The 19687-nt window shown below is 66.4% G+C and carries 20 protein-coding genes and 2 tRNA genes; 8 read left to right on the top strand and 14 right to left on the bottom strand.

Annotation, left to right across the window (positions count from 1 at the left end):
- Positions 1-3: 3 nt before the first annotated feature.
- The gene (locus tag KF715_15075; GenBank protein MBX3738015.1) at positions 4-1434 is read left to right on the top strand and encodes a glycoside hydrolase family 30 protein; all 1431 of its coding nucleotides are present in this window, start codon (positions 4-6) and stop codon (positions 1432-1434) included.
- A gap of 155 nt (positions 1435-1589) precedes the next feature.
- Here the strand turns inward: KF715_15075 and KF715_15070 are convergent, their stop codons facing one another.
- Positions 1590-2225, bottom strand: coding sequence for a response regulator transcription factor (locus KF715_15070; protein ID MBX3738014.1), 636 nt, complete (start codon positions 2223-2225; stop codon positions 1590-1592).
- Positions 2222-4321, bottom strand: a complete 2100-nt coding sequence (locus tag KF715_15065) for a sensor histidine kinase (GenBank protein MBX3738013.1) — start codon at positions 4319-4321, stop codon at positions 2222-2224. The genes KF715_15070 and KF715_15065 overlap by 4 nt, the downstream gene beginning before the upstream one ends.
- A 306-nt stretch (positions 4322-4627) precedes the next feature.
- On the opposite strand from KF715_15065, the gene KF715_15060 reads away from it, so the two are divergent.
- The 4 genes from KF715_15060 (at position 4628) to KF715_15045 (ending at position 7307) form a co-directional block, all read left to right on the top strand.
- Positions 4628-4873, top strand: coding sequence for a hypothetical protein (locus tag KF715_15060; protein ID MBX3738012.1), 246 nt, complete (start codon positions 4628-4630; stop codon positions 4871-4873).
- A complete protein-coding gene (locus tag KF715_15055; GenBank protein MBX3738011.1) occupies positions 4873-5403 on the top strand; it encodes a hypothetical protein in 531 nt (176 codons plus the stop codon). Before KF715_15060 ends, KF715_15055 begins: the two co-directional genes overlap by 1 nt.
- A gap of 509 nt (positions 5404-5912) precedes the next feature.
- The gene (locus tag KF715_15050) at positions 5913-6116 is read left to right on the top strand and encodes a helix-turn-helix domain-containing protein (GenBank protein MBX3738010.1); all 204 of its coding nucleotides are present in this window, start codon (positions 5913-5915) and stop codon (positions 6114-6116) included.
- Positions 6117-6473: 357 nt separating this feature from the next.
- On the top strand, positions 6474-7307 hold the full coding sequence (locus KF715_15045; GenBank protein ID MBX3738009.1) for a tyrosine-type recombinase/integrase: 834 nt from the start codon (positions 6474-6476) through the stop codon (positions 7305-7307).
- Between the two features lie 59 nt (positions 7308-7366).
- Here the strand turns inward: KF715_15045 and KF715_15040 are convergent.
- Together KF715_15040 and KF715_15035 are read right to left on the bottom strand one after the other, a co-directional pair.
- Positions 7367-7443, bottom strand: a tRNA-Pro gene (locus KF715_15040).
- A gap of 96 nt (positions 7444-7539) precedes the next feature.
- Positions 7540-7616, bottom strand: a tRNA-Arg gene (locus KF715_15035).
- A gap of 143 nt (positions 7617-7759) precedes the next feature.
- Between KF715_15035 and KF715_15030 the strand changes: the two genes are divergently transcribed.
- From KF715_15030 to KF715_15020, 3 genes are all read left to right on the top strand, one after another.
- Positions 7760-8413 carry a hypothetical protein gene (locus KF715_15030; GenBank protein MBX3738008.1) on the top strand — a complete coding sequence of 218 codons (654 nt, stop codon included), beginning with the start codon at positions 7760-7762 and terminating at the stop codon, positions 8411-8413.
- A 71-nt stretch (positions 8414-8484) separates the two neighbouring features.
- Positions 8485-9291 carry an inositol monophosphatase gene (locus tag KF715_15025; protein ID MBX3738007.1) on the top strand — a complete coding sequence of 269 codons (807 nt, stop codon included), beginning with the start codon at positions 8485-8487 and terminating at the stop codon, positions 9289-9291.
- Positions 9292-9412: 121 nt separating this feature from the next.
- Positions 9413-10198 (top strand): hypothetical protein, encoded by a 786-nt coding sequence (locus tag KF715_15020; protein ID MBX3738006.1) that lies wholly within the window; start codon positions 9413-9415, stop codon positions 10196-10198.
- Positions 10199-10219: 21 nt separating this feature from the next.
- Here KF715_15020 and rfaD read toward each other — a convergent pair whose 3' ends face one another.
- From rfaD to KF715_14970, 10 genes are all read right to left on the bottom strand, one after another.
- Positions 10220-11221, bottom strand: a complete 1002-nt coding sequence (rfaD, locus tag KF715_15015) for an ADP-glyceromanno-heptose 6-epimerase (GenBank protein ID MBX3738005.1) — start codon at positions 11219-11221, stop codon at positions 10220-10222.
- A gap of 149 nt (positions 11222-11370) precedes the next feature.
- The gene (gene proC, locus KF715_15010) at positions 11371-12177 is read right to left on the bottom strand and encodes a pyrroline-5-carboxylate reductase (GenBank protein ID MBX3738004.1); all 807 of its coding nucleotides are present in this window, start codon (positions 12175-12177) and stop codon (positions 11371-11373) included.
- Positions 12178-12302: 125 nt separating this feature from the next.
- Positions 12303-12719, bottom strand: coding sequence for a hypothetical protein (locus tag KF715_15005; protein MBX3738003.1), 417 nt, complete (start codon positions 12717-12719; stop codon positions 12303-12305).
- 303 nt (positions 12720-13022) lie between these two features.
- Positions 13023-14243 carry an HlyD family efflux transporter periplasmic adaptor subunit gene (locus KF715_15000; GenBank protein ID MBX3738002.1) on the bottom strand — a complete coding sequence of 407 codons (1221 nt, stop codon included), beginning with the start codon at positions 14241-14243 and terminating at the stop codon, positions 13023-13025.
- 128 nt (positions 14244-14371) lie between these two features.
- Positions 14372-16735, bottom strand: a complete 2364-nt coding sequence (locus KF715_14995; GenBank protein MBX3738001.1) for an FtsX-like permease family protein — start codon at positions 16733-16735, stop codon at positions 14372-14374.
- 207 nt (positions 16736-16942) lie between these two features.
- Entirely contained in the window at positions 16943-17668 is a 726-nt protein-coding gene (locus KF715_14990) for an ABC transporter ATP-binding protein (protein MBX3738000.1), read from the bottom strand.
- 168 nt (positions 17669-17836) lie between these two features.
- A complete protein-coding gene (locus tag KF715_14985; GenBank protein ID MBX3737999.1) occupies positions 17837-18181 on the bottom strand; it encodes a hypothetical protein in 345 nt (114 codons plus the stop codon).
- A 148-nt stretch (positions 18182-18329) separates the two neighbouring features.
- The gene (locus KF715_14980; GenBank protein MBX3737998.1) at positions 18330-18635 is read right to left on the bottom strand and encodes a hypothetical protein; all 306 of its coding nucleotides are present in this window, start codon (positions 18633-18635) and stop codon (positions 18330-18332) included.
- Between the two features lie 194 nt (positions 18636-18829).
- On the bottom strand, positions 18830-19078 hold the full coding sequence (locus KF715_14975; GenBank protein MBX3737997.1) for a hypothetical protein: 249 nt from the start codon (positions 19076-19078) through the stop codon (positions 18830-18832).
- Positions 19079-19222: 144 nt separating this feature from the next.
- Positions 19223-19687 (bottom strand): hypothetical protein (locus tag KF715_14970; GenBank protein MBX3737996.1); only part of this gene is annotated, 465 nt, incomplete at its 5' end.

Here is a 19687-nt window from a genome sequence, read left to right as displayed (position 1 = left end):
CTTATGCGTTCCTCATTCCTCGGCCTCGCGGCCGCACTCACCTTGGGCCACGCGCCGTTCGCGTTCGCGAGCGGTTCGAACGTGGAGGTCTATCTCACGGCGCAGGAAGGCGGGTCGCGGCTCGCGCGGCAGGAGCCGCTGGCGCTGCACGCGGCGGCGGAGATGACCGAGAAGACGGCCTACGTGTTCGTCGATCGGGCAAAGCAGTTCCAGACGATGGTCGGCATCGGCGGCGCGCTGACCGACGCCGCGGCCGAAACCTACGCCAAATTGCCCGAGGCGAAGCGCCGCGAGTTGCTACGGGCGTATTTCGATCCGCGCGACGGCATCGGCTACACGCTCGCGCGGACGAACATCCATTCCTGCGATTTCTCGAGCGGCAGTTACACCTACGTGGCCGACGCCGACCGCGAGCTGAAGACGTTTTCGCTCGCCCACGACGAGCGCTACCGCCTGCCGTTCATCCGCGACGCGATCGCGGCGGCCGGCGGCAAGCTCACGCTCTACGCGAGCCCGTGGAGCCCGCCGGGTTGGATGAAGAGCAACGGCGAGATGCTGCACGGCGGCACGTTGAAACCGGAATTCGCGGCGGTGTGGGCGGAGTATCTGGCGAAGTTCGTCCAGGCCTACGAGGCGGCCGGCGTGCCGGTGTGGGGCCTCACGGTGCAGAACGAGCCGATGGCGGTGCAGAAGTGGGAATCGTGCATCTTCACCGCGGAGGCGGAACGCGATTTCGTGCGCGACCATCTCGGGCCGACGCTTGCGCGGCACGGCCTGGGCGACCGCAAGCTGATGGTCTGGGACCACAACCGCACGCTGATGTATGACCGCGCGCGCGTGATGCTCGAGGACCCGGCGGCGGCGAAATTCGTCTGGGGCGTCGGCTTCCATTGGTATGTCAACGACTCCTTCGAGAACGTGAAGCGCGTGCAGGAGGCCTTCCCGAACACGCACCTGATGCTGACCGAGGCCTGCCTTTATCCGTGGGATCGCGCGAAGATGAACGAGTGGCACTGGGGCGAGCGCTACGGCACGTCGATCCTGCGCGACTTGAACAACGGCGCCGAGGGCTGGACGGATTGGAACATCCTGCTCGACGAGACCGGCGGGCCCAACCACGTGCAGAATTTCTGCTATGCGCCCGTGCACGGCGACACGCGCACCGGCGAGCTGCTCTGGATGAATTCGTTCTACTACATCGGCCACTTCTCGAAATTCATCCGGCCCGGTGCGCGGCGCGTGATCGCCTCGACGACCACCGATGCGCTCGAGAGCACGGCGTTCGTCAATCCGGACGGCACCACGGCCATCGTGGTGCTCAACACCGGCGACAAGGCGCAGCCGTTCATGCTGAGTCTCGGCCGAGGCGAGGTCGCGGCGACGAACAGTCCCGCGCACTCGATCATGACGCTCGTCGTGCCGGCGGGCACGTAGCCTGTGGCGCGCCGAACCGGACCGTTCAGCTGAGATCAGGTAATAAGTGGGCGTCGGCGTCCAGGCCGACGCCAGTCGTCGCCGGGGACGGCGACGACCACCTTTCAGTGCGGATCGCTAGAGTCGCGACCCGCGCGCAACGGCATGAGTCGGGCTCAGAGATGGATGATGCCGCGTTGGAGCGCGGCGGTGACGGCTTGAGTGCGGTCGGCGACGCGGAGCTTGGCGAGGATGCTCTTCAAGTGGTCCTTCGTCGTGTATTCGCTGATGCCGAGGCGGTCGGCGATTTCCTTGTTCGCGAGGCCGCGCGCGAGGGCGTTGAGGACGTCGATCTCGCGCGGTGTGAGCTGTTCGTAGAGCTGGCGCGACTTCAGGCGCGACGCGACGTCGCGTGGAATCCAGCGCCGGCCGGCGGCGACGGCGTGGATGGCGGGGATGAGCTCCTTGTCGGTGGCGCTCTTGAGCACGTAGCCCTGCGCGCCGGCTTCGAGCGCGGTGTGGATTTCCTCGTCGCCGTCGAAGGCGGAGAGCATGAGCACGCGCGCGTCCGGGGCGAGGCGGCGGATCTGGCGCAGCGCGTCGTGGCCGTTGCGCCCGGGCATGCGCACATCCATGAGCACAAGCTCGGGACGGAGCTGTTCGTAGAGCGCGACGACCTTGTCGCCGTCGTCGGCCTCGGCGACGACGCGGAGGCCGGGCTCGGTGTTGATGAGCGCGACGAGGCCCATGCGGACAATGAAATGGTCGTCGGCGACGAGGATGCGGACTTCGGTGGTGGCGGTGGTGCTCATAGCACGGCGGCGTCGCGCGGGGCGGCGGCGGAGAGTTTGAGGGTGACCTGCACGGTGGTGCCTTCGCCGAGCGGTCCGGAGATGTCTAGGCGGGCGCCGAAGCGTTTCGCGCGCTCGCTCATGCCGAGCAGGCCGAAATGGCGGTCGCCGTTCGCGGCGACGCGGTCGGGGGCGAGACCGCTGCCGTTGTCCTTGATCGAGAGGGTCACCTGGTCGGGCGTGAAGGCGAGGCGCACGAGCGCAAGGGTGGCGCCGGAATGCTTGATGACGTTGGTCAGCGCTTCCTGGGTGATGCGGAGGAGGTTTTCCTCGACGATCTCGGGCAGGCGCTGGCGCTCGCCGAGTGTCTCGCATTCGACCGTCACGGCGCTGCCGGCGGCGACCTGGCGGCAGGTGATCGCGATGGCTTCGGCGAGGTCGAATTGGTCGAGCTCGCGCGAGCGGAGGGCCCAGAGCGACTGGCGGAGCTCGAGCTGGCTTTGGCGCAGGAAATCGCGCGCGAGCTCCAACGGCGGGCGCGCCTCGGCGGGCTTGGTGGCGAAGAGGCGCGCGGCGGTGTCGAGTTGCAGCGCGATGCCGGTGAGCGTCTGTTCGAGGCCGTCGTGCAGCTCCTGCGCGAGGCGCGTGCGCTCGGTGAGCACGGCGCGGAACTCGACCTCGGCGGCCTTGCGCGCGCCCATCTCGTGTTGGAGCTGTTCGGTGCGCTCCTGCACGCGCTGCTCGAGCTGGTCGTGCGCGGCCTGGAGTTCGTGCTGGGCCTTTTCACGCTCGGCGATCGCGGCGCTGAGCATGGCGTTTTTCTTGGCGATGGTGAGCAGCCAGGCGACGACGCCGGCGAGGACGACGGAAATGATGATGAAGCCCACGATCATCCGTTCCGCAGTGAACCAGCTGGGATAGGTGAGCACGCGGACGCTGCCGGGATTGGGTAGGAGCAGGTTCAGCGTGCGCATCTTGCCGTCGTCGCCGGTGTCGTATTTCGCGACGCCCGCGAGTTCGACCGTGGCGCCGAGCGGGACGAGCGTGAGCGCGGAGGATTCCTGCGGCGTCTCGCACTCGGCGGTGAAGGTCGCGTCGGCGTTCTGGATCGTGCACACGACGCGGACGCCGGAGAACGGTCCGGCCTCGCGCTGCACGGGACGCACGCTGCGCGCGAGCAGGCGGCCGCGCAGGAGGATGAATTCGGCCGGATGCAGGCCGTTGCGCAGCTCCTCGAAGGGAATCTCGCGCGCGGCGAGCGGCGGCTCGTTGCCGTCGACCGGGCGCAGCACGGCGTCTTTCAACACGGGTTGGTAGTCGACGAACTCCACGAATCCCACCGCCTCGACGATGCGGCCCGGCGGGAGCTGCTGCGGCTGGCTGGTCTGGATGTGCAGCCCGCCGGTGCCGTCCTGCACGAAGAGATCGAGCCCGAAGCGTTGCAGCGTCACGGCGCCGCGCACATGGATGCGCTCGCCCAGGCTCGCGTCGGCGCGGTAGCGCGCGATGTCGCGGATGGCGACCGCCGGCTGGCTGAACGGCGGGTGCGTCTCGGCTTGCTCGACGAGAAAATCCTCCGCGGTGGGCACGAAGAGATTCACGGCGGTCAGCTGATGCAGCGCAGCGTTGAAGGCCATGGTGACCGTGCCGCGCACGCGGACCTTGGCGGCGATGAGCGATTGCGGGTCGACTTGCGGCGGGAGTTTCGGAAACACGCGGACGCGATACGCGCCGACGGAGAGTTCGATCTGGAGCTTGCGCGTCGGCGTGACACCCACGGCGCGGACGAGGCCGGAAATTTCGACGCGTTGCCCGTCCTCCACGCCCGCGAGCAGGCGCTCGGCGCTCACTTGGCGCGCAGGCGGCAAGGAAGCGAGGCCGCCCTTGGTGAGCTTCACCGCGCGCACGACGGGAGCGAACGAACCGGGTCGGCTGAAGCCGGTCACTTCGATGATCTCGCCCGCGGTCGGCGACACGCCGACATGGCTGATGAACACGCCGCCGCTCGCGTCCTGCAGGATGAATTTGCCGTTCCAGTCGGGCTCGGCGGCCGTCACGACGCCGCGGACGGCGACCGGGAGCTCGCTCGCCGCGGCCTCGGGGGTGAGGGCGAGCACTTCCGCTGCGGAACGCAGCGGTGGAGGCGGGGAGACCTCAGCCCGCCCGCCGGAGAGCAAAAGGCAGGCTCCCAGCAGCGCGAGAGCCGCGCGGCGCAGCGGACGGAAGGGGTGAACAGCGGGGTCGATGCCCCGAGCGAATCGTCCGCCACGCGCGATTCCAAGGCTTCTTTGCCCCCCTCGAAAGAGGGATGCCGCCACGCAGGAACCACTCCTGGGTTTTGAAATGGTCGGGCTGGTGAGATTCGAACTCACCGGGCCGCGTTCCCAACTAAGGGCGCAATAACGCACTAGGGAAAACGCAAAATGGCCAACGCACAAAAAGACACACACACGCACGCACAGAAACCCGGCTTCCTTCGGCTCTCGGAGGCGGCTGTTGAACGCGACGCAACGTCACTCGCGAAGATGCTTACCGGCTTCTCGCGCGGCCCATTCGGCGAGATGACGCGCCGCGAATTGGTCCGCTATTCGGTCGCCTATCGCGCCGCCAAGTTGCTGCCCGTCGAGCAACGCGACGCGTTCATTGCCGAGCTTCGGAGGGTCCGCTGATGAGCGCTGATTTTCTCGACGCAGGCGAACGCATCGAGTTTTGGCAAGGTGCGCAGCTTGACCGTGAGGCCGTGCGTGCGTGGGAAGAGTCCCACCGTGAATCGACCGGGAGCCGTTCAGAAGAAGCGGCTGAGGTTGTCGGCGCTCTTCTGCGATTCCTTGCTGACGGCTTATCGCTTGGAAACGTTGCCGCGCGGGCGGTGGCGTTGCTGGTGGTCGTTCGTCCGGACCTTGTGAACGGTTGCTCTTACGGAGAACTTGCTGACGAGATTCGGGACACTGAGCAGGGGTTGAAGCGTGCGGTCGCGCAAGTCAGAGAGGAGTTTCCAACGCTGCGCGGTGGTTATGCGCGCCCCGCTATGTCGAGCGAGCGGCGTATGTTGAATGCCGATTATCGGCGTGAGTTAATCAAGACGCGTTCGCTGTATTTGCGAGTGAGAGAGCGTCGACGTGAGGAGGCGCGAGACGCTGCGCGAGAGATGGCGGACTTTGACCGCAAACTTGGTTTGGCGGGAGGGGATTTCGCGTGAGTCCGTGCGTTGCCACGCGGAAACGCGATGCGCGCAATCGCGGCGCGGGGGTCGGAAGACCCCCGCGCTTTCTTTTCCGGTTTGGGGCTGAATGGCGGAGCGAGCACGCGCCGCAATGCAGCTCGCACGCATGCCGGACGTTCGCAGGCGCGCGCACAGCGGGAGGGTTCCCCGCCCCTGGGGGCGGGGGAAGGGGCGTGGGGGTTGGGATGCGACTCCCGCAGCGGTCCGCGCTGCACGCGGCGGGTGAGCGCCGTTGCGCGGCCGCAGGCCGCGCACGGCGCGACCCGCCCGCGTGCGCGCCTAACCTTGTTGTAGTAATGTCCCAATTCAGCCGACATTTCGGAAGGAAGCCGCGCTTATGGCCTCGACGGGATTTCGCGAAATCGTCGAGGAGGGCCATTAGCGGCACTAAAGCCGCGCAGAGAACTTTCCCGAAAAGTCGGCTGAATTGGGCTATTGGCCAAAACGTCGGAAAAATTTGGTGCGTGCGATAGAATCGCGAGACCATGAGCACCGAAGTTCTCCTCACCATAGACGAAGCGGCGAAGCGCCTTGCGATTTCCAAGCGCACGCTTGAACGCGAGATTGCCGCGCAACGATTCCCGAAACCTCTCAAGATTGGGCGTTCCTCGCGCGTGCCGGAATCGGACGTGCAAGCCTACGTTGCCGCGCTGCGCAGCGAACGCCCGGCCCTGCTCCGTGCAATGTAACGTCTTCAAGCCGCGCCGCCGTCGTGGTGGCGTTGTTCAAGAATCGCCCTGCTATTCGGGGCGTGTGAAACTCAACACTTGGGCGAAGTCGAAAACCTACGCGCTGCACACAACAGACAAGCGCGTTGCCGTTCTCAAGCTGCGTGAAATCGCGTTAGAAGAGGAAAAGGTGGCAATGGGCCTCCTGCCTCCTCGGAGCGTCAGGGAAGCGCACAGAAAGCCCTTGGCGGGCCTCCTAGACGACTTTCTTGCGGACATGGAAACGCGAGGCCGCACACCGGGCACGCTGCGAAATACGGCGGCACGTTGCGGATTGCGCTGCAACGTCTCGGCTGGTCGGAGTTACGCAGTGTAACCGTGCGCTCGTTCGTGCAGTGGCGGAATCACTGCGGACTGAGCGCAAAGACGGTAAACGATCTGCTCGCGAATCTCTGCACGTTCTTTCGTTGGCTCGTCGCGCAAGGTCTCGCGCAAGCGAATCCGTTGGAGCATGTGGAGCGCATCGACACACGCGGCGCGAAGCAATGCCGGCGCGCGTTGTCGGCGAATGAAGCGGCACGCCTCTTGAGTGTCGCGCCGCTCGAGCGTGCGATGGCCTACATGGTCGCGCTGCACACGGGTCTGCGGCGGAAGGAACTGAACGCGATGCAATGGGACTTCTTCGCGTTGGATGCTCGCGAGCCGTCCGTTTTCATTCCGGCGGCAGTGTCGAAAAATCGCACTGACGCACGCCTGCCGATGTCGCCGGAACTCTCGCGCGCGCTGCGTGCGTATCGTCCGCGCAACTTCTCGCCGTTCGCGTGTCCGTTTCGTCATCGCGTGCCGCGCATCGAGACCGTGCGTAAGGACTACTTGGCAGCGGGGATTCCTCTGCGAGACGAGCAGGGACGCCGCGCGGATTTCCACACGCTGCGCGTGACATTTGGGACTCTGCTCCTCGCGAGCGGCGTCCATCCGAGCGTGGTGCAACAGCTCATGCGTCACAGTGACATTCGCCTGACCACGCGCCTCTATACCGATGCCTCGCAACTTCCGCTCGCTGCCGGCATCGCGAAGATGCCCGCACTTACGCAGCGTAAGTGGTCGGAAGACGACACACAAAAAGACACACAAGTTGAGGCCGCAAACGGTCGTGCGGCGTCATCTGCTGTCGCGAGCAGTCATCCGAATGGAATCTTGCAATCAGCTTAGCGTGTCGCATTTAGACACGAAGAAACGCACACAGTCGCCCATGTGCGTTTCGGGGAAAATGGTCGGGCTGGTGAGATTCGAACTCACGACCTCTTGCACCCCATGCAAGCGCGCTACCAGGCTACGCTACAGCCCGATGATTCATCGGAAGGGCCAAGAAGCCCCACGGCTTCCGGCGAGGCAAGTCATTATTTTCAGGGGCGATTTCCGGCCGCTCGCCCGAAGCGAAGTATGGCGTCCCCGGCGTGACTCGAACACGCGACCAGCGGTTTAGAAAACCGCTGCTCTATCCAGCTGAGCTACGGGGACAACCGTGGCGGCACTTTGCGCAGGCGCGCTGCGCTTGTCCAGCGCGGCGAAATTCCATGTTCGCGACCGGGCATGTGGCGGCAGTGGCTGGCGCACGTCCGGAACCGCCCCGAGCCGGACCGGTCGCAACGGTGGGCCAAACGATGCGCGCATTACCCCGATTGCTGATTGGGTGGCTGACTACGGCGGCGATTTGCCTGCCCGGCGCCGCGCGCGCGGGCGGTGCGAGCGAGAAAGCCGCGCAGGCCATCCGCGATTCGTTGCCGCGCTACGATCCCGCGCAACGGGCGAACGCCGAGCGCGCGCGGGAAGCCAGACGGAATACGGGCGACCGCTCCCCCGTGTTGAACGCTCCCGCGCCGCCGTTGCCGGCCGAGCCCGCCGTTCCCGCACCGCCCGCGGCCGATCCGCAAGTGGTGCAACTCCAGCCCTTCACGGTGCATGGGCGTCGCGACCTGCCGGTCGTGCACCTGCCTCGGGTCGCGGCACCCGAAGCGCTGCGCCCGGGCGAAAACACCGCCGATCCCTACCTGACTCCCGGCGAGCGTCGCGCACGCCTGCAAAAGAAGCATCTCTCGGGGCTCGATCGTGCGTTGAACAAGTTTTCCCTCGGCACGGCGCTGCCGGGCTCGGCGGGCGCGCGTGCGGCGGGCGCCGAGCAACGCGAGCGATTCGCGCGCGGGGCCGGTGAAGTGGCCGATGCCCTTCAACTCGGCGCGGTCGCCGGCGAGGACGAAAAAGCGCTCAAGGAGCTGCGCGAACTCTACCTGCAATTGATGACCACGCGTCCGAAGTGAGCGCGAGGCGACCCCTCGGTCCGGCTCGTTTCGTGGTGACCCCGAACCCGCATTGGGTTGAGCGTGGAGGCATGCAACCGGCCGAACTCCTTCCCGATATCGCCGCCATCGCCCGCGGGGCGGGTGAAATCATCCGCTGCCACTTCGCGGCGCCGATCCCGATCGCGGCGCGCAAGTCGACGCGCTCCGACGTCGTCACGGCGGCGGACACCGAGACGGAGGCGTTCATCGTGCGCGAATTGCTGGCGAGGTTTCCGACGCATCACATCGTTGGCGAGGAGGGCGGCGGACAGGGCGCGCCGGCGGCGACGGCGCCGTTTCACTGGTTCGTCGATCCGATCGACGGCACGGTGAACTTTGCGGCGAAGCTCCCGCATTTCTGCACCAGCATCGCGCTCACAACGCCCGATCGGCAGCCGCTGCTTGGCGTGATCTACGATCCGACGCGCGATGAGCTCTTTACCGCCACTCGGGGCGGCGGCGCGCAGCTCAACGGCCAGCCGTTGCGCGTGACGACCATCGAGGAGCTGACCGATGCGGTGGTCTCCACCGGTTTCCCCTACGACAAGCACACCAACCCGGCCAACAACGAGCGCGAGTGGGCCGCCTTTCTAAAACACATCCGCGGCGAACGCCGACTCGGCTCCGCCGCCCTCGATTTGGCTTACGTTGCCGCCGGGCGTCTCGACGGCTATTGGGAAAACTACCTGAACCCGTGGGACGCGATGGCGGGCGTGCTGCTCGTGGCGGAGGCGGGCGGCCGGGTGACCGACTACGACGGCGAGCCGAATCCGCAGCGCGCTGACCGGGGCCGCTACGTGGCGAGCAACGGCCGCATCCACGCTGCGATGTTGGGCGTGCTCGCCTCGGTGCGGTGAGGCGGCGCGAGGGGCACGGGTGCGGGCGCGCCGGGGTGTCGGCTCAACGGCGGAAAACTTTAGGAAATTCTGCGAAAATTTTGTCGCGGGTGCGGCGGGGATGCTGTTCCCTGACTGCGCCGTGCGTAAGTCCTTTCAGCGTCCGCTCTTGATCGTCGCCACCTTGGGCGTCGTCGGGTTGCTCGGGCTGGCGATTCGGGCGCGACAGGCGATGCCGGCGATGACCAGCGTGCCGCGTGCGGCGGGTGCGCCGGCGTCCGGGCTCGCGGCGGACAAGATCGTGGTTTTCGAGACACCGGCAGCGGTCGCCGACACGGACGGGGCGAGCGGCTTGAGTGCGGCGCGGGTCGTCGAGCAACTACCCGCGAGCGAGAGCGCCCAGTTTGCGACGCTGATCGAGCTGCAGCTCGCGGCGACGGACATGAATCTCGACCTCGATCTGACGACCAAGCAATGGCAGGCGTTCGCCGCGGCGGTCGTGCAGGCGCAGGCGGTGCGGCATAATTTCGAGGCGACCATCGCGACTGCGACCGAGATCGCGCCGGGGCGTTACCGCATCGACATCCCGGCCTACGCGGCGGCGGGCGATGAGCTGCGCCGACAATTCATGGCCGATCTCGAACGCGGGCTCGGCCGCGACGCGGCGACGGAAGTCACGCAGGCTTTCGCGCACCGCTTCGAAGGCAGCTTCGCCGGTTTCGGCGTGAGCGCCCAGACGCTCGAAGTCACGGGCGATCCGGCGCGCGGGTCGGCGAACGTCGAGGTCTCGCGGACCGTGCGTTACTGGGACAGTGCGGACGGCCGCGAGCGGATGACGACACGGCGCGAAGTGCATTTCCCGAGCGACGAAGATCCCAGCGGCGAACGCTGGAACGCGCTGCTGGCGCTGGTGCCGGTCGCGAGTTGATGGCGCGGCGCGCGCCGGTGCTCACTCGCCGAGTTTTTTGGCCGGCGTCAGGTAATTCTGCACGTAGTCGTGCACCGCGTCGCGCAGCGGGGTCATCGGGCGGTCGTAGCCGGTGGCGCGGAGCTTTGCGGTGTCGGCCTGGGTGAAGTATTGGTATTTGCCGCGGAGATTCTCGGGCAGGTCGATGAACTCGATGTTGGGCTTGCGGCCCATGCCGGAGAAGATCGCGTGGGCGAGGGCGAGCCAGGTGTTGGCTTCGCCGGAGCCGAGGTTGTAGAGGCCGGCGGCGACCGGGTTCTTTTCGGCGAAGTGGATCGTCATCTCGACGGCGTCCTTCACGTAGAGGAAATCGCGCTTCTGCTCGCCGTCGCGGTAGTCGGGGCGCTCGCTCTTGAAGAGCTTCAGCTGGCCGGTGGCGGAGATCTGCGCGAAGGCCTTGTTCACGAGGGAGCGCATGTCGCCCTTGTGGTCCTCGTTCGGGCCGTAGACGTTGAAATACTTCACGCCGACGATGCGCTTCAGCCAACCCTGCCGCTGCGCGTGGAGATCGAAGAGGTGCTTCGAGTAGCCATACATGTTGAGCGGACGGAGCGCGGCGAGGTCCTCGGACTTGTCGTCCATGCCGCGCTCGCCGTCGCCGTAGGTGGCGGCGGAGGAGGCGTAGATGAAGCGCGTCTCGTGCGCGAGCGCCCACGCGGCGAGTTCCTTGGTGAAGTTGAAATTGTTGTCGATCAGGTGCGAGGCGTTGCGCTCCGTCGTCGCGGAGTTCGCGCCGAGGTGAAAGATCGCGGAGAAGCGGCCGAAGGACTTGTCGTTCGCGGCGAGCCGGGCGCGGAAATCGGCGGCTTCGACATAGTCCGCGAATTTCAGCGGGACGAGGTTCTTCCACTTTTCGTCCGAGCCGAGGATGTCGGTGACGACGATGTCGGTGAGTCCGCGCCGGTTCAGCGCCCAGACGAGCGCGCTGCCGATGAAGCCGGCGCCGCCGGTGACGAGGATGCGACCTGAGAGCGGGGAGGACATGGGCGGAAAAGTCTAGAGTCTGGAGCGAAGAGTCCAGAGCCGAGGGTGGACGGAAGCCAGACGGAAAAAACGCGCGTGGCGCGTGCGGAGACAGGTAGCCCGCGACCTCCGGGCGCGGGAGCACCCGCCCTCGGAGAGGTCGGGCCACCTCAATCCTGCGAGAGTTCGTCGGCGCGGCGAGTGGCGGCTTGGACGGTGTCGCGCAGGAGGTCGCGGAACTTGGCGCCCGCGAGCACTTGCAGGCCGGCGTAGGTCGTGCCGTTGGGCGAGACGACCTGGTCGCGCAGCGCTTCGGGTGTCGCGCCGGAGTGCGCGAGGAGCTTGAGCGAGCCGAGTGCGGTCTGGGTGGCGAGTCGCTGGGCGACTTCGGGCGGCAGGCCGGCGGCGATGCCGCCGTCGCGCAGCGCGCCGATGAACTCGAAGACGAAGCCCGGGCCGCTGCCGCCGACGGCGGTGACGGCGTCGAAATACTTTTCGTCGAGCGCGACGAACTCGCCCAGCGCGCCGAGCATGCGCTCGACCGTGGCGCGGTCGGCATCGGTGAGCGGCGCTTGCGCGCAGTAGGCGGTGATGCCGGCGCCGATGGCGGCAGGGGTGTTCGGCATCGTGCGCACGAGATTGCGGGCGCGCGGGAAGACCTGGGCGAGACGTGCGAGGCGTTTGCCGGCGAGGAGCGAGATGACGAGCTTGCCGGCGGTGAGCTCGGCGAGCCGCGGATCGGCGGTGGCGAGCGATTGCGGCTTGAAGGCGACGACGACGATGTCGGCGGGCCCCAGCAGGCGCTCGAGGTCGGGTTCGCAGGCGATGCCGGTTTCCGCGGCGAGCTTTTGCGCGGTGGCGCCGGATTTGCTCGTGCAGGCGATGGCGGCGGGCGCGTGGATTTTTTGCGCGAGCAGGCCGCGGATGATCGCGGAGCCGAGGCGGCCGGAACCGAGGAAGGCGAGGGTGTGTGCCACGGCGCGTTGATGTCGCGCGCAGTGCGGGCCGGCAAGCGTGGCGTGAGTCACGCCAAGTGGCGGGAGCTTGCAGCTCCCGTTTCACCGCGGCGGTCCAAGCGCGGGAGCTGGACGCTCCGGCTCCTTTACTCGAGCGGGTCGGCCGCGAACTTCTGGCTGAGCTCGGCCCAGTGTTTCTGCGCGCTGAGCCAATGCGGGCTCTGCCGGATTTGCGTCATCGTGCGCAGGGTGTCGTTGCAGAAAAGATAGCTCGTGTCGCCGAGTCGGATGCAGGCGTCGTAGTGGGTGCCGGCGGCGTCGGCGGCGAAGGCGAAATCGCCCACGCCGAGCTTCTGGCCGGCGAGTTCCTTCAGCATCGAGGCGAGGTCGAGGGTGAAGTGCTGCTTGTATTTCTCCGGCCGCGGTCCCTCGTAGGCGAGGATGGCGTTGCGGTCGGCGCGGAGCGAGACGAGCACCCACTCGTTGAAGACGGTGTCGCCGTAGGTGGCGTTCATGCGCGCGAGCGCGGCGGCAACGGCGGTGCGGGCGTCGACGAGATTCATGTTTCCGATAAAGATTCGTGGGCGCGCGCGCGCCAGCCAATTGTTGCCCGGGCGGGCGGCGCGGTGCGGAGCTCGATTTCACGAGCGATTGAAAACACGCGCTGATGCGCGCCGGTGGTTACCGGGCGAATTTGCTGGTGGAACGAAACACTCCTTCCATCGGCGAGTTTAGCGCGGGGCACGCGGTGAGCATTATTACGTATTACGTAATGAACGCTGCGGGCGCTTGGGGGAAGAAATACGGAGCAGGGGCGTGCGTCGGCTCGCTGCGAGCTCGCCGCTACGGGAAGGGGACCGAATATCTCAGCGGGCGGTGACCGGCATCGGCACGACGCGCTGGCCTTCGGCGATGCGGTCGCCGGGGTAAAGGATGACCTCATCGCCTTCCTTGAGGCCGTCGAGCACTTGCGTCTCGGCGCCGGAGCTGCGGCCGGCCTTGACCGGCACGAGGCGCGCGACGCCGTCGCGGAGGACGAAGGCCGCCCAGTCGCTGCCGCGGCGGAATAGGCCGGACGACGGCACTTTCAGCGTGCGGGCGTCCTCCCAGACGATGACACGGGCCTCGACGCGGAAATTGTCGCCGAGCGAACGGCGCTGTTCGAGCGGCGTGGTGATGTCGACGACGACATTGACGCGCTGCTCCTCGACGCCGAGGGCGGAGATCTTGGTGAAAGCGGCGGGCTCGACGAGACGCACGCGGCCGGCGAGCGGCGTGACGCCGCCCCATTGATCGAGCAGCACGCTAGCCCCGGGCGGGATCGCGGCGCCGTCGCGGGAGAGCATTTCGACGACGACTTCGAGATCCGTGGGATCGCCGATCTCGACGAGCGGCGTGCCCGTGGTGACGGCGCGCTCGCTTTCCTGGAAAACATGGAGCACGCGGCCGCTGACGGGCGAGCGGACTTCGACGGGTTGCGCGGGGTCGGCGGCGCGCGCCGATCCGGAGCCTTTTATCGTGGGGTCGGGGGAGGCGGAGAGTTCGGCCTCGGCTTGGGCGAGCGCGCCTTCGGCGGATGCTACGTCGCGGGCGGCGGCGGTTTCGCGCATCTGGGCGCTTTCGAGGTCCTGTGGCGAAACTGTCTTGGCGGAGAACATCTGTTCGATGCGGCGCAGCTCGCTCTGGGCGAGCGCGTGCGCGGTGCGGCTTTTCTCGAGCACGACCCGCGCGGAGTCGCGGCGGGCTTCGGCGAGAGCGCGGTTGCGGGCGTCGAGCGGCGAGGCGGGCAGCGGGTCGATGGTGGCGATGATGGTGGCGTTGGCCTCGATCTCGGCGCCGGGCTTGAAGGGGATGCGGCGCAGCTGTCCGGTCACAGGCGCGGCGACCACGTAGCGCTGCTTGATGCGCGTCTTGCCTTCCTCGCTGACGGTGGCGCGCAGCGGGCCGTAGGCGGCGCGCGCGGTCTCGACGGGCGCGGGCTTGGGGCGCAGGCCGAGGGCGATCAACGCGAGCACGGCGGCGCCGATGACGTAAGGCAGCCAGCGGCGGGAGGGACGTTTTTGCGCGGGAGAGGGGGCGGAGTTCATTCGATGAAAGGCAAAGGCAGGAGGTTAACCACGAATGGACACGAATAGACACGAATGAAGACAAACGATGCGGGCGTGCCGGGATTCGTGTTCATTGGTGTTCATTCGTGGTTTTTGAAGGGCTCTTTTCACTCGGGCGCCTTCAGGGCGCCGATGAGGTCGAGTTGCTTGAGTTTGCGGAGGACGACGAAGGCGGAGAACGTCGATGCGGCGAGCACGATGACGATGGCGAAGGTGTAGGTGTAGCTGGTGAACACGAGCGGGAGGCGCACCGTCTCGGTGTTGACCGACTGGATGATGCCGCTGGCGAGGCCGGTGCCCATCATGAGCCCCAGGGGCAGGGCGAAGAGCGCGAGAAGCGCGAGCTCGATGACGATGATGGCGCCGACTTCACCCTGCGTGAGGCCGATGACGCGCAGCGTGGCGAGCTCGCGCGCGCGCTCGGCGAGCGAGATGCGGGCGTTGTTGTAGATGACGCCGAAGGCGACGATGACGGCGAAGGTGAGGTAGATCGTCTGGATGAGGCCCATGCTTTGCGCGGTGGTCTCGCGGAACGCCTGGCGCAACGACTCCTTGATCGCGACGGAGCTGACGCGCGGGATGCCTTTCAAGGCGTGGAGAAATTCGGCGCGGTGCGCGGTGTCGAGGGTGATGCTGGCGCCGGTGACGACGTCGCCTTCCTCGAGGAAACGGTTCAGGGCGTGCCGCTCCATGTAGGCGGCGATGCCGGTGAAATCCTCGGCGAGCGCGACGAGTTTCACGGCGCGGATCGGGCGCTTGCCTTCGAGGGCTTCGACGATGAGTTCGTCGCCGGGGCGGGCGCCGAGGACCTGGGCGAGTTTGGCGGAGACGATGAGTCCTTCGGTGGGCGGGACGATTTCGCGCTGGTGCACGTCCACGGCGCGGCTGTGTTGTCCGCCGACTTCGAGGCTGCGCAGTCCGATCTGGCGGCTGCGCCCCTGGAAGTGGACGCGCACGGCGGCGGAGCGCGAAGGCTCGACGTTCACCACACCGGGCAGGCGTTCGAATTCGTGGACGATGCGTCCGCTCGACGGCTCGGCGAGGCCGAGATTCAGGTCCTGGCGCTGCACGACGTCCCATTGGAAATCGATGATGTCGGCGATGCCGGCCTTGAAGGTGTTGGGCAGGATCAGCAGGGCGGTGGCGAGTGCGAGGCCCACCACGGTGAACAGCGCCTGGATGGGACGGCGCTCGATGTTGCGGACGGCGATGCGGAACGACGTGCCGAACAACCGGCCGATGCCGGCGCGCTCGAGCAGCGAGGGGCGGTAGTTGGCCGGCGGCTCGGGACGCATCGCCTCGGCGGGCGGGAGCTTCGCGGCGCGGCGCACGGCGCCGAACACGCCCAGCACGACGGCGCCGACGCCGACACTCACGGCGATCAGCACGGCGTCCCGATCGAGCTGAAACGCGAGCGAGGGAAACCGGAAGAACAGCGTATACATGTGCACGAGCTTGGTCCCGAGCGCGATGCCGCCGAGCGTGCCGAGCACGGCGCCGCCGATGGCGATCACGGCGGCGAATTTCAGGTAGTGCACGACGATCTGGGCGTTGGTGAAGCCGAAGGCCTTGAGGATGGCGATCTGTTCGCGTTGCAGGGCGAGCAGGCGCGTGAGGACCGAGTTGGTCATGAACGCGGCCACGCTGAGAAACACGGCCGGAAATCCGATCGAGAGGATCGCGAGCACGCGGATCTCGTCGGTCACGCGGATGTGCGATGGGTGGTCCTTGCGGCCGAAGCCACCGAAGCCGCCATAGGGTTTCAGCAGCGCGTCGAGGTCCGCGATGACGGCGGTTTCGCGTGCGCCGGGCTCGAGCGTGAGGGAGACGCGGTTGAAGGCGCCGTAGAGGTCCCACGCGGTGGCGACTTCCTTGTAGGGCATCCAGAAGATGCCGTAGGTGCGGTTGTCGGGGAGCGCGGCACCGGGGCGCGATTCGAAGATGTATTCGGGCGAGAGGACGATGCCGACGACGCGGAACTCGTGGCGGCGGCCGTTGAGGAGCATCGCGAGCGTGTCGCCGGGTTGGAGCTTGTTGGCGTCCGCGAAGGCCTCGCCCACGAGCACTTCGCCGCGTGCGCCGGGCGAGAGCCAGCGGCCGCGGCGGAGGAAGAGGCGGTTCAGTTCGGCGTCGGTGTGGTCCGGCACGGAGCGGACGAGGCCGCTGGCGGGTTCGTCGAGGCCGGGCAGATCGAGCGTGACTTGCACGGCGATGTCGGTCTGCACCGAGGCGACGCCCGGGATGTCGGCGATGCGCGAGGCGAGGTAGTTGGGCGCGCGTTTGAGCGAGGCGAACACCTCGGCGAAGCGATTGGTCCGGTAATAGTCGGCGCGCGTGCCGTCGAGCGAGGCGATGAGGCTGCGCGCCATGATGAGCATCGCGAGACCGCAGGCCATGACCAGCGTCACCGCGGTCGCCTGACCCTTGAGGCGGCGCAGGTCGCGGAGGAGCTTGCGGTCGAGGTGGCTGATCACGAGGCGGAGGATCGAGAGCGGAGAGCGGAGGACGGGCGGCCCACGGAATAAACGGAAAACACGGAAGCGGCGGCCCACGAAACACGCGAAGCACACGAAAGGGCGGCGCGGAGCGGAGCCCGCGCCCTACTTTCGGAGTGAAATGCCGGGAGAGGGAAATTCATGGCGGCGTGGTTCCGTGTCTTCCGTGTGTTCCGTGGGCGATCACCACCGCAAAGTGCTCGGCGCGGCGCGGGTGGCGTTGCGGTGTTCGCTCTGGACTTTGCCGTCCATGAAGTGGATCACGCGGTCGGCCATGTCGGCCATGACGGCGTTGTGGGTGATGATGACGGTGAGGGTGCCGAGTTCGCGGTTCACGCGCTGGATGGCTTCGAGGACGACGATGCCGGTCTTCACGTCGAGCGCGCCGGTGGGTTCGTCGCAGAGGAGAACCTCGGGGCGCTTGGCGATGGCGCGGGCGATGGCCACGCGCTGTTGTTCGCCACCGGAGAGTTGCGCGGGAAAATGGTCCATGCGCGCGGCGAGACCGACCATCTCGAGCGCGGTCTCGGGGGCGAGCGGCTGCGCGGCGATCTCGGTGATGAGGGCGACGTTCTCGCGGGCGGTGAGGCTCGGGATGAGGTTGTAGAATTGAAAAATGAAACCAACGGACGCGCGGCGGTAGAGCGTCAGGCGCTCTTCGGTGGCGTGCGTGAGATCGACATCGCGGTAGCGGAGCTCGCCGGAGGTCGGGAGGTCGAGGCCGCCGAGCTGGTTCAGGAGCGTGGTCTTGCCGGAACCGGATGGGCCGAGGAGCACGACGAGTTCGCCGGCGCGGAGGTCGAGGTCGACGCCGTCGAGGGCACGGACTTGCGCGGCGCCTTCGCCGTAGACCTTGGTGAGGCCGCGCACGTGGAAGACTTGTTCGGCAGAGGCAGCGACGGGCGACATGCGGGCTGCATCGTGCGGCGCGCGGCGGTGAAGTCAAAGGCGCGGGGGCGGGGCCGCGCGACTTATCGGCTAACGGGGTCGCGGCTAATAGCAGGCCGGCGGGTGACGGTTTCTGGCCCGTTCGATCGTCAGTCGGCGCGAAAACCGCGGTCCTCCCGGCGGGTGCGCTCAGTGGGAGCGCACGAGGGCTTCGCGGACTTTGAGGCGCACGAGCGCGCGCTGGCCTTGTTCGCTGCGGTGCTGGATCGGACTGAGCAAGGCGGGATCGGCGCGGCCGAGGCGGGCGAGCATGCGGGCGTCCTCGGCGTCGTTCTTGGTGTGGCTGGCGGACGGAGCGCGGCAGCGCGGAGAGGGCGCAGCCCGAAGCGAAGGGCGAGCCGGTCCGGGTGCCCGCCATTGCGGGCGGAACGGCGAGCAGATGGCGCGGAGCTTGCGGGCGTTGGCGACGATCACGCGATGGCCCTGCTGATCGAGCAGGCGCGAGACCCACGGCGAATGCGTGCCGGTCTCCATGATGATCGTCGCTGCCGGGTATAATAGCCGCGAGGACCGCGCATATTCGGGTCGAGCGCTTCCTTGATGAGCCAAGCGCAACCGCCAATCGGCAGGATGATGGCTGTCGCGACAAGTAGGCTGCGGATACGTGACATTTGCCGAACGTTCAAAGTGAGCCACGGCCGGGCGCCAGCCCGGACGTTGGCTCTGATGCCTGGTTGGGCTCTTTCAGAACTTCTTTCCGAATCTCGGCAGAGATGAAATCGAGAAAATCATCCATGAATTCTTCCTGCTTCTTCCGATAGCCGGCATCCTTGGCTCGAATATCAGCGTCGTCCAAATAGTGCTCCAACTCGTGCGGTAGCGAATCGTAGATGCTCGCGTAGGTCGTCCCAAGCTTCACTCGAAACTGCTGAATCTCGAAATACCAAGCTTCTCTTCCTTCTTTTGTCTCGATCGGACGCTGCCGCATGCAGCGAAGATCATAAGAGAGAGCGCGGAACAGCGAACCTCGCGGCGTTAGAGATATTACTTCCGATGCCATGTTTCGCCCAACGTTAACGGTGAGACACGCGCGGGCGAGCGTGCAGTGAGCCCTTCTGAAAAACGGGAGATGCTGAGCGGAGCTGGGCCATGCGAATTACGGTCACTTCCCGCGCGTTGTCTCTAGTGGCTGGATCGGCTCTTCATCCACTCGCGAGTCTCGCGACGATGACGAAAAGCATCCGAAAGGCTGAGGGCAAAGATAACGCCGAAAGAGACGAGCAACAGAATCGCGGCAACGCGATCTCCGCTCTTCAAGGCAATCACCTCCCACACAGAATATCCGAAAACCGCGAGTGCCCCGCTGCCGACGATCTTCTTCCATAGGCTTCCAGCGAGTAGGCGAAACTTGGGAGGCTCGAGGGTGCTCATCTTTCTTCCGGCGATCGTTAAAGGTGATCTATCGCCAGCGAATAGATCTCGCTCGTTACCACCGCCGCTATCAGCGCGGACATGACGGCTCTTCCTTTTTCTGAAGATGTCGGTGTGCTCATTTCTTCCGCCGATCGGTTCAGGTCAGACACGACGGGACGCAGCCCCGGAGTTGTCTGTGCCGTCTGGTTGGGCTTCATCTTCCGGAATTCCATCCCAGCCGCGCCGATCCCAAATCTCTTGGACTTTCGCCCATACTGAATCGTGCATGGCATTCTTCCAGACGCCCCCGAGCAGCTTTCTGAAGCTAGAATTCCTCGCCGCTTCTTCTTCCACACGACCGATCATCTCGGGTCCGTGGGTGGTGAGCAGATCCTCGAGTGGGCCAGCCGACAGATTCTGGATCACTGTCCACGACTGATCACGTGACCAAATCTCCAGGATCAACCCGAACGCGACGTCCGGCTGCTCGTGGATGAGGTCATACATGTGCTGAAATGCCCAAAACGCCTCTTTGTGTTCGGGCGACTCATGCTGGAACTTCGACATCGTGATCCACGCTTCGATGAAGTCTTCCTTTGTTGGAAACGGTGGCTTCATGTTTTGCCC

It is taken from the genome of Candidatus Didemnitutus sp. (genome assembly GCA_019634575.1).
Lineage (GTDB): Bacteria > Verrucomicrobiota > Verrucomicrobiia > Opitutales > Opitutaceae > Didemnitutus.
The sequence above is the reverse complement of the archived record's forward strand: the minus strand, read 5'-3'. Positions and strand labels throughout refer to the sequence as shown.